We start from the raw sequence: 12,859 nt of genomic DNA on the forward strand, positions 1-12,859 counted from the left end.
GGCGAATCCTCTGACTTCCTACTAACGAGATATGCTCTTCGGCATGACTACGACGATCCCGTTCAGCCGTACCCTCAGCACGTCTCCCGCCTCGGCGGAGCGCGTAGCCGAGGTACTGGCCGCTCCGGGATTCGGCACCCACTTCACCGACCACATGGTGACGGTCGAGTGGGACACCGAGCGTGGCTGGCACGACCCGAGGGTGCGCCCGTACGAGGGGCTCTCGCTCGACCCGGCCACGGCCGTGCTGCACTACGGGCAGGCGATCTTCGAGGGGCTCAAGGCGTACCGGCAGCCGGACGGCACGATCAGCGCGTTCCGGCCCGAGCAGAACGCCGCCCGGTTCCGTCGCTCCGCCGCGCGGCTCGCGATGCCGGAGCTGCCCGACGAGCTGTTCGTCGGCTCGATCCACGAGCTGATCGCCGTCGACGAGCGGTGGGTGCCGACGCGGCAGGGCGACACGCTGTACCTGCGGCCGTTCATGATCGCCACCGAGGCGGGTCTCGGCGTCAACCGGCCGTCGGGCTCCTACCTCTACTCGCTCATCGCCTCGCCCGCGGGCTCCTACTTCGCCGGTGGCGTGAAGCCGGTGAGCGTGTGGCTGTCGACGGAGTACGTGCGGGCGGCCCCCGGCGGCACCGGGTTCGCCAAGTGCGCCGGTAACTACGCGGCGTCCTTCGTGGCGCAGGCGCAGGCCGTGGAGCAGGGCTGCGACCAGGTGGTGTGGCTCGACGCGGTCGAGCGGCGCTGGGTCGAGGAGATGGGCGGGATGAACCTGTTCTTCGTCTTCGGCTCCGGTGAGGACGCCCGGGTGGTGACACCCGAACTGAGCGGTTCGCTGCTGCCCGGCGTCACCCGCGACACCCTGCTGAAGCTGGCCTCCGACTTCGGCCACCGCGTCGAGGAGCGCAAGATCTCCACCGACGAGTGGGAGAAGGCGGCCGCCTCCGGCGAGCTGACCGAGGTGTTCGCGTGCGGCACGGCCGCCGTGATCACGCCGGTGGGCCGCGTCAAGCACGGCGGCGGCGAGTTCACCATCTCGGGCGGCAAGCCCGGTGAGCTGACCATGCGCCTGCGCGAGGAGCTGACCGGCATCCAGGAGGGCACCCGCCCCGACCCGCACGGCTGGATGCACAAGCTCGCCTGACGCCCCGCGAGTCCCCCGTTCCGGCCGGCGAGTCCCCCGTTCCGGCCGGCGAGTTGCCCGTTCCCGACGGCGAGTCGTGCGCTCGCGGCCTACTCGGCCTGCGGCACCTGGTCGAACGTCGCGATCTCCGTCAGCAGCCGCGCCGACGCCGTGAGCAGCGGTAGCACCGCTGTCGCGCCGACGCCGTTGCCGAGCCGGATCCCGAGGTCGACCACGGGCTCCAGGTCGAGGTGGTCGAGCGCGAGCCCCTGCGCGGGCTCGGTGGACCGGTGCGTGGCGAGCCACCACGAGCGCGAGCCGGGCGCGAGCTCCTCGGCGACCATTGCGGCGGCGGCCGACGCGAGTCCGTCGAGCAGCACGGGCGTGCGGCGCACGGCGGCCTGGGCGAGGAAGCCGGCCATCGCGGCGAGGTCCGCGCCACCGGCGGTGCGCAGCAGCTCCATCGGGTCGGACAGGGCGGGCCGGGCGCGCCGCAGGGCGTCGCGCACCGCGACGGCCTTGCGCATCCACCCGTTGTCGTCGATGCCCGAGCCCCTGCCGATCACGGCCACCGGCTCCGTCCCGGTGAGCGCCGCGACGAGCGTGGACGCCGGGGTGGTCACGCCGACGCCGAGGTCGGCGGGCACGAGCAGGTCGGCGCCCGCGTCCACCTCGGCGTCGGCGAGGCGCATGCCCGCCCGCACGGCCGCCTCGGCCTCATCGGCGGTGAGCGCGTCCTCGACGTCGATGGAGCCGGAACCCCTGCGGACCTTGAACTCGCCGTCCTCGGCCGAGTCCACGGCGATGTCCTCCACGCGCAGGCCGGCGCCCGCGACGTCGGCGAGGACGTTCAGCGCGCCGCCACCGGACCGGGCGGCGGCGAGCAGCTGCCGTGTCACCTCCGGTTTGTAGGCGGAGACGCCCTTGGCGGCGATCCCGTGGTCACCCGCCAACACGACGACCCGCGTGCGCTTGAGCGGTCGCGGCGGCGACTGACCCTGGCACGCGGCGATCCACGCGCCGAGGTCCTCGAGCCTGCCGAGCGAGCCCGCCGGTTTGAGCAGCAGGCCGTGACGCCGCAGGGCGTCGGCACGGGCGATCTCGTCGGGATGGGGGACGGTGGCGAACTCGATGGGCACGGGGCCAAGTTACCGCGCGTCGCGCGTGAGCAGGGCCCTGGCCAGGGAGCTGTCGCACACGAGCACGTCGAGCACGCCGGTGCGCAGCGCGCCGAGCACGCCGCCGGCCTTCTCGGGGCCCGCCGCCACGCCCGCGACCGTCGGGATCGCGGCGAGGTCGGCGAGCGACACGGCCAGCACGTGGTCGTCGGAGGGGCCTGCCAGCGGCGTGCCCTCCGCGTCGAAGAACCGGGCGCAGACGTCGCCCACGGGCCGGGCCGCGTCGAAGCGGGCCTGCTCCTCGGCGCTGAGGTTCATGGCCTTCACGAGCGCGGCCGAGGAGCCCTGCCCGACGCTGCCGATGCCGACGATCGCCACCTGAACCCGGCGCGCGGCGTCGAGGGTGGCCTGCACACTCGGCTCGGCGAGCAGCACGTCCCGGCCCGCCTTGGAAGTGAGCAGCGCGGGAGCGTGCAGCCGCTGGTACCGGCCACCGACCCGGCCCGCGAGGTCGCGCACGAGCTCCTCGCCGCTGATCGCCGAGTCCACTGCGGACAGTCCACCCACGAGCGGGAGCACCTCGACGTCGAGCCCGCCCTCGTCGGGGATGTGCTGCACGACGGACTGTAGCCCGTGTCCCCATGAGACGCCGATCTGCTGCCCGGCTTGCAGGTTCTCCAGCAGCCACCGGGCGCCGAGGTCGCCGACCCTCGACAGTGGACGGTCGCCGCTGTGGATCTCGGCGACCCGGCAGTCGCGGAGGCCGAACCGCGCGGTGAGCTCCGCCTCGAGATCCATGTCCCGGCCCGTGGGGTCGTTGATCTGGATCCGGACGATGCCTCGCTCGCGCGCAGCGGTGAGCATGCGCGAGACGCTCGAGCGGCTCACCTGCAGGGTGGTCGCGATCTCGTTCTGGGAACGGCCTTCCTCGTAGTAGAGGCGGGCCGCCTTGACGAGCAGTTGCTGGTCGCGCGGCGGTGGCATGGGTTCACGCGTCCAGATCGGTCACCAGCAGCCGGGACAGCTCGGTGAGCGCGGCGTCGGCGTTCTCGCCGTCGGTGCGCAGCACCACCTCCTCGCCGTGTCCGATCGCGAGGCTCAGCACCGAGAGCATGCTGCGCGCGTCCACGGGCTCCGTGCCGGGCCTGCCGATGAGGACCTCGCCGGAGTGCTTGGCGGCGGCCTTGACGAAAACGCTGGCGGGCCTGGCGTGCAGGCCGACGCTGGAGGCGATCTTCACGCGGATCTCCGGCATGCGTGCTCCTTCGCAATCGGGTCTTGTCGACGCTTGAGCGGCATGTTACACACATCACTGGCAAACGTGAAGAACGTACGCACATAAGTGCAAATGCCGGATTGTGGGGGCCGAGAAGGAGGCCAGGAATGCAAGTGCTTGCTGTAATGGCGCAGCAGCAGCCGGCACAGCCGGAGCCGGAGACGAGCGGCGGTGTGCTCGGCGTCTTCGAATGGCTGGGCACACATTTCATCGGGCTGTTCAACGAGTCGGGCGAGCAGTTCGTGGGGTTGGTGACCGGCATCCTGCCGACCCTGATCGTCCTGCTCACGTTCATGTACGCGCTGACGACCTTCATCGGCGAGCAGCGCGTGACCAGAGCGGTGCAGTGGTCGGCACGGTGGTGGATCACGCGGTACACGATCATGCCGATCATCGCGGTGCTGATGCTCACCAACCCGATGTGCTACTCGTTCGGCCGGTTCCTGCCCGAGCGGCACAAGCCGGCGTTCTACGACTCCGCGGTGTCCTTCGTGCACCCGGTGACCACGTTCTTCCCGTACGCCAACGCCGGTGAGCTGTTCGTCTGGCTCGGCATCGCAAACGGCATCACGCAGCTCGGCGAGTCGACGGTTCCGCTGGCACTGCGGTACTTCCTCGTCGGCATCGTGGTGATCTTCATCCGCGGCATCGTCACCGAGAAGCTCACCGCGTTCATGATCAAGCGGACCGGGCGCACCGAGGTCTTCGCCGACTTCGACCGCGAGTTCGAGGCCGCCAGGGCCGGAGGTGTGAAGGCATGAGCGAGATCGAGACCACCCACACCGCCCGTGCGGTGTTCGTGCGCGCTGGCGCGGGCGGCTGGGGGCCGGGTCTGCTGCTGCGCGCCGAAGGCAAGCGCAACAAGGTGCTCTCGGTGACCGGGGGCGGCATCCACGAGGTGGCCGCGAGGATCGCCGAGCTGACCGGGGCGGAGCCGGTGGACGGCTTCACCACCACCGTGCCCGACGACGAGGTGGTGGCCGCGGTCATCAACTGCGGCGGCACGGCGCGCATCGGGGTGTACCCGCGCAAGGGCATCCCGACCGTCGACGTCTATCCCGGCGCGCCCGGCGGGCCGCTCGCGAAGTTCATCACCGAGGAGCTGTTCGTCTCCGCGGTCGGCGTCGAGCAGGTCCAACCTTCCACAGTGGAGGGTTCGGAGGAGCCGGCAGAGCAACCCGCCGTGCCGCCGCGTTCGGAACGGCCCTCGTCGCGGGAGGTCGCCGCGACCGTGACCGGGGACGGGAAGTTCGGGCAGGCGTTCAACTCGGTCACGGGCGTGTTCGTCAGGTTCGGTTCCGGCGTCGGCTCGTTCGTCAACACGATGCTCGCCGCGGGCAGGCAGACGATCGAGCTGACGCTCAAGACCATCCTGCCGTTCATGGCCTACGTGAGCCTGCTGCTCGGCATCGTCATCTACACCGGTGTCGCGCAGTGGATGGGCCAGGTGCTCTCGCCGATCGCGAGCAACCCCATCGGGCTCGTGGCGATCAGCCTCGTCGTGGCGCTGCCGTTCCTGTCGCCGATTCTCGGGCCCGGTGCGGCGATCGCGCAGGTGATCGGCACGTTGATGGGCAGCCAGATCGCGATCGGCGCGCTGCCGGTGCAGTACGCGCTGCCGACGCTGTTCGCGATCAACGGCCAGGTGGGCTGCGATTTCGTGCCGGTGGGTCTCGCGCTGGGCGAGGCGAAGCCGGAGACCGTGGCGGTCGGGACGCCCGCGGTGCTGATCAGCCGCATGATCACCTCGCCGGTGGCCGTGCTGATCGCGTGGGCCGCGAGCTTCGGCCTGTAGGAGAGTGGAGGAATGAGCGTGTACTACGAGAGCACCGTCCTGCGGGCGGGCGACGAGGCCGGCGACATGGTCGAGGGCGGCGTCGTGATCCTGTACGCCGACCCGATCCCGGACGCGCTGGAGAGCGTGAGCGTCGTGCACGGCCCCGCGAAGGGCCCCGAGCGGGAGATCCGTCCCGGCGACGTGTTCCTGCTCGGTGACGAGCGCGTCGAGCTGGTCGCCGTGGGGGAGCGGGCGCACGAGAACCTGCGCACCCTCGGGCACATCGTCGTCTACCTCAACCCCGACGAGGGCACGTCGCTGTTGCCGGGTGCCGTGCACGGCAAGGGCAGCGTGACGCTGCCGAAGGCCGGCGCCCGGCTCGCACTGAGCGGGGGGACGACGTGACCTGGCAGGCGGTGCTCGTGCTGGTCGGCGGCTTCGTCGCCGCGGGGCTGCTGAGCTACCGCCAGCACCTCGGCTACCAGCGCGCCGTCAACGAACTCGCCACCGACGAGAACCGCAGCGGGATGCTGCTCGTCAGCGGGCGAGCGAAGGGGCGGCTGCGCGGCGCGATCGTGCTGCTGGTGATCGATCGTCGTCGAGGCGAGGTGACCAGGGCACAGGTGATGGAGGGCGTGTCGGTGTTCGCGAAGTTCACCGAACGCCCTGATCTGGCGGGGCCTGTGGAGGGCGCGGAGGAGCGCGCGGGCTCGAAGGCGCTCGCGAAGGCCGTCGCCGAGGCGCTGAAGATGGCGGCCCGCCTCAACGCCGGAACCGTGAGGTCCCAGGCCGCCTGACCCAACTGCAGTGAAGGCCACCATGCCTGCGTTCAACGCAGGCATGGTGGCCTTCACTGCGTTTGCACCTATGTGCAGAGCTGGTGGGCTTGTGTGCTTTTCCATCTGCGTGCTACCAAAGAAGCACCACGGTGCACACGATGTGCACATACGTGCAAATAAGGTGGAGGAGCCTCGGGATGAGTTATGTCGATCGGCTGCGAGTCCGCGAGCGGGAGCTGGGCCGTCCGGTGCGCGTCGGGCTCGTCGGCGCAGGGCAGATGGGCCTCGGCTTCGTGGTGCAGGCGAGCCGGATCGCGGGCATGGAGGTCGCGGCCATCGCCGACATCGCGCCGGAACGCGGGCGGCAGGCGTTCGCGCAGGCCGGTCACGACCGCGTGGTGGCACAGGGGTCCCGCGCCGAGCTGGCCGCCGCGATCGAGGCGGGCACGCCGGTGGTCACCGCGGACGCGACGGCGCTGCCCGGCCTTCCGCTCGACGTGCTCGTCGACGCCAGCGGCGTGCCCGAGGTCGGCGCCCGCATCGCGTTCGCCGGCCTGCTCGCGGGCAAGGACGTCGCCATGCTCAACGTCGAGTGCGACGTGACGGTCGGCCTCCTGCTCGCGCGCCTGGCCGCCGGGCTCGGCCGCGTCTACACCGTGTGCCGCGGCGACGAGCCCGTGGAGTGCAAGGCGCTGGTCGACTACGTGCGCGACATCGGCTTCGAGGTCGTGTGCGCGGGCAAAGGCAAGAACAACCCGCTCGATCCAACGGCGACGCCGGACTCGGTGGCCGACCAGGCCGCCGCGAAGGGTATGAACCCGCACATGCTCGCGAGCTTCGTCGACGGCTCCAAGACCATGATCGAGATGGCTGCCCTCGCCAACGGAGCCGACCTGCGCGTGCCCGCGCGCGGGATGAGCGGCCCGCACTGCACCGTCGAGGCGCTCGCGGAGACGTTCCGGCCCGCCGCCGACGGCGGGGTGCTGCCGGGGCCCGGCGTCGTGGACTACTGCACGGGGCCGGTGGCGCCCGGCGTGTTCGTGATCGGCCGCAGTGAGCACCCCGTGGTCGTCGAGGAGATGGCCTATCTGAGCATGGGCAAGGGCCCGTACTACGCGTTCTACCGGCCCTACCACCTCGCGAGCGTCGAGGCGCCGCTCTCGGTCGCGCAGGCCGTGCTGGACCGCACTCCGAGCCTCGCGCCCACGGCGTGGAACGCCGAGGTGCTCGCCGTCGCCAAGCGTGACCTGCACGAGGGGGAGACGCTCGACGGCATCGGCGGGGAGACCGTCTACGGCGTCACCGACAGCGCCGAGAACGCGCGTGCGGGCGACCATGTGCCGCTCGGTCTGGCGCAGGGCGCGCGGGTGCTGCGGGAGGTCGCCGCCGGGACCGCGCTGACCACCGCCGACGTCGCCGTCGACGAGACCACGACCATCGCCACGCTGCGCAGGCTGCAGGACCGGCTGGCCGACGGCGAGGAGGTGCTGGGCACATGGATCTGACCAAGGACGCCGCCGTGGCGCGGGAAACGCTGCGGACGATGTGGACGATCCGCCGGTTCGAGGAGGCCGTGGACGACCTCTTCGCACGCGGCCTCATGCACGGCACCATGCACCTGTCGATCGGGCAGGAGGCCGTGCCGGCCGGGGCGTGCCTCGCGCTGCGCGAGGGCGACTACATCACCTCCACCCACCGGGGCCACGGGCATTGCATCGCGAGGGGAGCCGAGCTCGACGCGATGATGGCCGAGCTGCTCGCCAAGGAGACCGGCTACTGCCGGGGCCGCGGCGGTTCGATGCACATCGCCGATGTCGCGACCGGGAACCTCGGCGCCAACGGCATCGTCGCGGGCGGCGTGCCGATCGCCGCGGGCGCCGGGCTCGCCGTCAAGCTCCGCCGGGGCGAGCAGGTGGTGGTGAGCTTCTTCGGCGACGGTGCGGTGAACGAGGGCGCGTGGCACGAGGGCGTCAACCTCGCCGCCATCTGGGACCTGCCGGTGGTGTTCGTGTGCGAGAACAACCACTACGGCATGTCGATGTCGGTGGGCAAGGCGTTCAAGGTCCAGCGGCTCGCCGAGCGCGCGGCCGCCTACGGCATCCCGGGCGTGACCGTGGACGGCAACGACCCGCAGGCCGTGCACGACGCCGTCTCCGACGCCGTGCACAGGGCGAGGGCGGGGCAGGGGCCGACGCTGGTCGAGGCCGTCACCTACCGCTGGAAGGGGCATTCGAAGAGCGACAAGAACCTCTACCGCACGCGCGAGGAGATCGAGAGCTGGCGCGAGCAGGACCCCATCGCGCGCTTCGAGCGCGCGGTGGCGGGCACTCTGTCCGAAGTGGACATCGCGGCCTGTCGCGACGAGGCGCGCGAACGCGTGCGCGAAGCCATCCGGACCGCGAATGCCGCACCCGACGCCAGTGCCGACTCACTGACCGACGCCGTCTACGCCAGGAGTGACCGATGACCGCTGTGCTGGACGCGACGAGCACCCGCACGCTGACCTACGCCGAGGCCGTGCGTGAGGCGCTCGGGCAGGCGATGGAGGACGACGAGCGCGTGTTCCTGCTGGGGGAGGACGTCGGCACCTACGGCGGTGCGTTCGGCGTCACCGGCGACCTGGTGCACCGCTTCGGTGAGGAGCGGGTGCGCGACACTCCGATCAGCGAGCTGGGCATAGTCGGCGCGGCGGTGGGGGCCGCGCTGGCCGGGATGCGGCCGATCGTGGAGATCCAGTTCTCCGACTTCACCGCGCAGGCGATGGATCAGATCGTCAACCAGGCCGCGAAGATCCACTTCATGCTGGGCGGCGCGGCGACCGTGCCGATGGTGCTGCGCGCGCCCGGCGGGTCGGGCACCGGTGCGGCCGCCCAGCACTCGCAGAGCCTGGAGGCGTGGTTCGCCCACGTGCCCGGACTCAAGGTCGTGATGCCTGCGACGCCCGCCGACGCGAAGGGGTTGCTGCTCGCGGCGATCGACGACCCGAACCCGGTGATCGTGCTGGAGCACAAGCTGCTCTACAAGCAGAGCGGGCCGGTGCCAGAGGTCCCCGAGCGGGTCCGGCTCGGGGAGACGGCGGTGCGCCGCACCGGTGGGGACCTGACGATCGTGGCCACCGGTGTGATGGTGTCGCGGGCGCTGGAGGCGGCGGAAACGCTGGCGGCGCAGGGCATCCAGGCGAGCGTGCTCGACCCGCGCACGCTCCGGCCGCTCGACGATCGGACCATTGTGGACAGCGTGACGGCGACGGGCCGGGCGTTGCTCGTGCAGGAGGCGCCCAAGACGGGCGGCTTCATGGGCGAGATCGCCGCGCGGATCGTGGAGTCGAGCGCGTTCGGCCACCTGCGTGCGCCGGTGGCGCGGCTGTGCGGGCTCGACGTGCCGATCCCGTATGCGCCCCAGCTGGAGCGGGCCGCCGTGCCGCAGGTGGAGGACATCGTCCGCGAGGCGAGTGAGCTGGTGAAACGGTGGTAGCCAAGGAAGTCGCGCTGGTCATGCCGAAGATGTCCATGACCATGACCGAGGGCGTGCTCGTCGGGTGGCGCAAGGCCGAGGGGGACCAGGTGCGCCAGGGCGAGGTCGTGTGCGAGGTGACCACCGACAAGGTGGACATGGAGGTGGAGTCGAACGTCGACGGCGTGCTCACGCGCCTGGTGGCCGAGCCGGAGGACGTGATCGGGGTCGGGGAGCCCATCGCCTTCGTCGCCTCGGAGGCGGACGACCTGCTGGAGGGCCTCTTCGACGGTCCGCCGGAACCGGCACCGGAGCCATCGCCGGAAGCCGAGCCCCCTGCGGCGGTGGCCGTGGAGACGCGGCCCCGCAACGGTGTCGCGGCGGTACCGGCCGCGCGCCGGCGCGCGGCCGACCTCGGCGTCGACCTCGCCACGGTGCCGCCAACGGGCCCCTGGCACACGATCCGCCTATCCGATGTCGAGCATTTCGGCAGGGAGCAAGGGAGCTTTACTACCGCGAAACGAGAGCAAAGCTCCCTTGCTCCCGTCTCGCGGCGGCGGAAGGGGGCGCGAACGGCGATCGCGCGACGGATGGCGGCGAGCGCTCAGGTGCCCCAGTTCGTGCTGTACCGCGACATCGATCTCCAGCGTGCCGGGGAGAACCGCAGGCATGGCTGGACGGCCGTGTTCACCCACGTACTCGCCGGCGCGCTGCGCGAGCACCCCGAGCTCAACGCGAGCTGGGTCGACGGCGAGGTGCGGGCACACGAGCACGTCGGCGTCGCGCTCGCGGTCGACACCGGGCGCGGGCTGCTCGCACCCGTGCTCACCGATCCGGACCAGCTGAGCCTCGACGCGCTCGCGGCGCGGATCACCGACGTCGTGGATCGGGCGAGGGCGGGCAGGCTCGGCCTCGCCGAGCTCTCCGCACCCGCCACCACCACGGTGTCCAACCTCGGCGGCCTCGGCGTGGGCGCGTTCCAGGCACTGCTCACCCCGCCGCAGGCGACGGCGCTCGCGCTGGGCGCGATCGAGCCGAAGGTGGTGCCCGTGCCCGGCGGCATCGGCGTGAGCCTCCGCTGCACGGTTGGCCTGAGCGTCGACCACCGCGTCGGCGACGGAGCCGACGGCGCCCGTCTGCTCACGACGGTGCAGCGGCTGCTGGACGGGGAGCTCGTATGATCCCGGCGTGGCGGAACGGAAGGCGCGGCGCGCGCGGCGGGTCAGGCGCGTGCCGTACGCGGCGGGCGTCGTGCTCGCCAGCGGCGCAGGCACCCGCGTCGGAGCCGCCATGAACAAGGTCTACCTCCCGCTCGCGGGCCGCCGCCTCGTGTCGTGGTCGCTCGGCGCGTTCGCCCGCGTCCCCGACATCGGCGCGCTGGTGCTGGTCGCCCGCCCACAGGACGGCGAGCTCGTGGACTGGGTGCTCGACCGCGAGGTCGACGGCGCCGAGGTGGAGGTCGTCTACGGCGGCGAGACCCGGCAGGAGTCCGAGCTGCGGGCCCTGCGGCACCTCGCGAGCCGGATCGACGACGGGACCGTCGACACCGTGCTGCTGCACGACGCGGCCCGCCCGCTCGTGAGCCCCGCGCTGATCGCGGGCGTGCTGCACTCGGCGAGGGAGCACGGCGGCGCGATCCCCGGGCTGCCTGCCGAGGACATCGTGGCGGTCGGCGACGACGGCGCCACGCTCGCCGAGCAGACACCCGGCGCGATCATCAGGGCGCAGACCCCGCAGGGCTTCCGCGCGGGCCCGCTGCTGGCCGCCTACGAGCAGGCCGCGCGGGAGGAGTTTCTCGGCACCGACACGGCGTCCTGCATGGAGCGCTTCTCCGGGCTGCCCGTGCACTGGGTGCGCGGAGAACAGCAGAACTTCAAGATCACCTACCCACACGATCTCGTGATCGCCGAGCAGGTACTCGCGGCGGCGGAGTACCAGACATGAGGGTGAGCATCATGGGGACGGTCGAGTACGCCACGCTGACCTGCCACGACTGTGGTCAGGACACCCGCCACGAGCTCGCGTACGCGGGCAGGCTGCTCGTCGTCACCACGTGCACCCGCTGCGGCAACCGCATCGAACGGGACGTGCGCGACCGATACCTCCGGGACCTGCGGCAGCGGATGGTGAGCAAGCCGAGCCGGATGCTGCGGAGGTTCCGCAGGCACCCGGTCGGCTTCGCCAGCTCGCTGCCGCGCACCACGGTGCTCAAGCCGTGGGAACTGCTGGAGGAGATCCGGCTGGTGTGGAGCGCCGCGGCCGACGCCCGGCGCGCCGAGCGCGACTGAGCCGCCGGGCTACGGGCTCTTGGTCAGGGTCGGGTCGGTCTCGACCACGCCCAGCAGCTCGGTGTCGATCGCCCGCAGCAGGTCCGCGTCGAGCTTCACGCCCGCGGCCTTGACGTTCTCGTGCACCTGCTCGGGACGGGAGGCGCCGATGATCGCCGAGGCCACGTTGCCGTTCTGCAGCACCCACGCCACCGCCAGCTGCGCGAGCGAGAGCCCCGCCTGGTCGGCCAGCGGGCGCAGCCGCTGGACCCGCTCCAGCACGTCGTCGTTGAGGAAGCGCTTGACGAAGTTCGCCCCGCCCTTCTCGTCGGTCGCGCGCGAGCCCTCGGGCGGGGCCTGGCCGGGCACGTACTTGCCGGTGAGCACGCCCTGCGCGATGGGCGACCACACGATCTGGCTCATGCCCTCCCGCTCGCAGGCCGGGACGACCTGCTCCTCGATCACGCGCCACAGCATGTTGTACTGCGGCTGGTTGGACACGAACGGCACCTTCAGCTCGCGGGCGAGCGCGGCGCCCCTGGTGATCTGCTCCGCGGTCCACTCCGAGACGCCGACGTAGAGCACCTTGCCCTGCCGCACCAGGTCGGCGAACGCGAGCATGGTCTCCTCGAGCGGGACGGTGCGGTCGAAGCGGTGCGCCTGGTAGACGTCGATGTAGTCGGTGCCGAGGCGCTTCAGCGACGCGTGGGCCGACTCCATGATGTGCTTGCGGCCGAGGCCCTTGTCGTTGGGCCCGCCGGGGCCGGTGGGCCAGAAGACCTTCGTCAGGATCTCCAGGCTCTCGCGGCGCTGGCCGGCGAGACCCCGGCCGAGCACCGACTCCGCGGCCGTGTTCGCGTAGACGTCGGCGGTGTCGAAGGTGGTGATGCCCGCGTCGAGGGCTGCCTTGATGCAGGCCTGTGCCTGCTCCTCCTCGACCTGGGAACCGTGGGTGAGCCAGTTCCCGTACGAGATCTCACTGACCGAAAGGCCGCTACGGCCGAGACGACGAAACTCCATGGCCCGAAGCCTAGCCACGAATGGTTCGCAATGCTAACGACCT

15 protein-coding genes are annotated in these 12,859 nt (G+C 71.6%); 11 read left to right on the plus strand and 4 right to left on the minus strand.

Annotation, left to right across the window (positions count from 1 at the left end):
* Window positions 1–43 precede the first annotated feature (43 nt).
* On the plus strand, window positions 44–1,147 hold the full coding sequence (locus tag FCN18_RS11820; RefSeq protein ID WP_137094939.1) for a branched-chain amino acid aminotransferase: 1,104 nt from the start codon (window positions 44–46) through the stop codon (window positions 1,145–1,147).
* Between the two features lie 89 nt (window positions 1,148–1,236).
* Here FCN18_RS11820 and cobT read toward each other — a convergent pair whose 3' ends face one another.
* Genes cobT through FCN18_RS11835 form a run of 3 tightly spaced genes read right to left on the minus strand, consistent with a single transcriptional unit; the run spans window position 1,237 to window position 3,499 of the window.
* Window positions 1,237–2,265 carry a nicotinate-nucleotide--dimethylbenzimidazole phosphoribosyltransferase gene (cobT, locus tag FCN18_RS11825; protein WP_137094941.1) on the minus strand — a complete coding sequence of 343 codons (1,029 nt, stop codon included), beginning with the start codon at window positions 2,263–2,265 and terminating at the stop codon, window positions 1,237–1,239.
* A gap of 9 nt (window positions 2,266–2,274) precedes the next feature.
* The gene (locus FCN18_RS11830; protein ID WP_112275006.1) at window positions 2,275–3,228 is read right to left on the minus strand and encodes a sugar-binding transcriptional regulator; all 954 of its coding nucleotides are present in this window, start codon (window positions 3,226–3,228) and stop codon (window positions 2,275–2,277) included.
* Window positions 3,229–3,232: 4 nt separating this feature from the next.
* Entirely contained in the window at window positions 3,233–3,499 is a 267-nt protein-coding gene (locus tag FCN18_RS11835; protein ID WP_112275008.1) for an HPr family phosphocarrier protein, read from the minus strand.
* Window positions 3,500–3,627: 128 nt separating this feature from the next.
* Between FCN18_RS11835 and srlA the strand changes: the two genes are divergently transcribed.
* The 10 genes from srlA to FCN18_RS11885 all read left to right on the plus strand — a co-directional run bounded on the left by srlA (window position 3,628) and on the right by FCN18_RS11885 (window position 11,817).
* Entirely contained in the window at window positions 3,628–4,281 is a 654-nt protein-coding gene (srlA, locus tag FCN18_RS11840; RefSeq protein WP_228713888.1) for a PTS glucitol/sorbitol transporter subunit IIC, read from the plus strand.
* Complete coding sequence (gene srlE / locus FCN18_RS11845; RefSeq protein ID WP_199542797.1) at window positions 4,278–5,315, plus strand: PTS glucitol/sorbitol transporter subunit IIB; 1,038 nt, start codon at window positions 4,278–4,280, stop codon at window positions 5,313–5,315. The genes srlA and srlE overlap by 4 nt, the downstream gene beginning before the upstream one ends.
* 12 nt (window positions 5,316–5,327) lie before the next feature.
* Window positions 5,328–5,702, plus strand: coding sequence for a PTS glucitol/sorbitol transporter subunit IIA (locus FCN18_RS11850; RefSeq protein WP_112275010.1), 375 nt, complete (start codon window positions 5,328–5,330; stop codon window positions 5,700–5,702).
* A complete protein-coding gene (locus FCN18_RS11855; protein WP_113642447.1) occupies window positions 5,699–6,094 on the plus strand; it encodes a transcriptional regulator GutM in 396 nt (131 codons plus the stop codon). The genes FCN18_RS11850 and FCN18_RS11855 overlap by 4 nt, the downstream gene beginning before the upstream one ends.
* A 179-nt stretch (window positions 6,095–6,273) precedes the next feature.
* Window positions 6,274–7,581 (plus strand): NAD(P)H-dependent oxidoreductase, encoded by a 1,308-nt coding sequence (locus FCN18_RS11860; protein WP_137094943.1) that lies wholly within the window; start codon window positions 6,274–6,276, stop codon window positions 7,579–7,581.
* Window positions 7,572–8,543 carry a thiamine pyrophosphate-dependent dehydrogenase E1 component subunit alpha gene (locus FCN18_RS11865; protein ID WP_137094945.1) on the plus strand — a complete coding sequence of 324 codons (972 nt, stop codon included), beginning with the start codon at window positions 7,572–7,574 and terminating at the stop codon, window positions 8,541–8,543. Before FCN18_RS11860 ends, FCN18_RS11865 begins: the two co-directional genes overlap by 10 nt.
* Window positions 8,540–9,550: an alpha-ketoacid dehydrogenase subunit beta gene (locus FCN18_RS11870; RefSeq protein WP_137094947.1), complete on the plus strand. Its 1,011-nt coding sequence runs from the start codon at window positions 8,540–8,542 to the stop codon at window positions 9,548–9,550. The genes FCN18_RS11865 and FCN18_RS11870 overlap by 4 nt, the downstream gene beginning before the upstream one ends.
* Window positions 9,544–10,710 (plus strand): dihydrolipoamide acetyltransferase family protein, encoded by a 1,167-nt coding sequence (locus FCN18_RS11875; RefSeq protein ID WP_137094949.1) that lies wholly within the window; start codon window positions 9,544–9,546, stop codon window positions 10,708–10,710. Before FCN18_RS11870 ends, FCN18_RS11875 begins: the two co-directional genes overlap by 7 nt.
* Before the next feature lie 7 nt (window positions 10,711–10,717).
* The gene (locus FCN18_RS11880) at window positions 10,718–11,473 is read left to right on the plus strand and encodes an IspD/TarI family cytidylyltransferase (RefSeq protein ID WP_112275021.1); all 756 of its coding nucleotides are present in this window, start codon (window positions 10,718–10,720) and stop codon (window positions 11,471–11,473) included.
* Window positions 11,470–11,817: a hypothetical protein gene (locus FCN18_RS11885; protein WP_228713890.1), complete on the plus strand. Its 348-nt coding sequence runs from the start codon at window positions 11,470–11,472 to the stop codon at window positions 11,815–11,817. The genes FCN18_RS11880 and FCN18_RS11885 overlap by 4 nt, the downstream gene beginning before the upstream one ends.
* Before the next feature lie 9 nt (window positions 11,818–11,826).
* Here FCN18_RS11885 and FCN18_RS11890 read toward each other — a convergent pair whose 3' ends face one another.
* Entirely contained in the window at window positions 11,827–12,816 is a 990-nt protein-coding gene (locus FCN18_RS11890; RefSeq protein ID WP_112275023.1) for an aldo/keto reductase family protein, read from the minus strand.
* Between the last annotated feature and the right edge of the window lie 43 nt (window positions 12,817–12,859).

It is taken from the genome of Prauserella endophytica, from assembly GCF_005146945.1.
Lineage (GTDB): Bacteria > Actinomycetota > Actinomycetes > Mycobacteriales > Pseudonocardiaceae > Prauserella_A > Prauserella_A endophytica.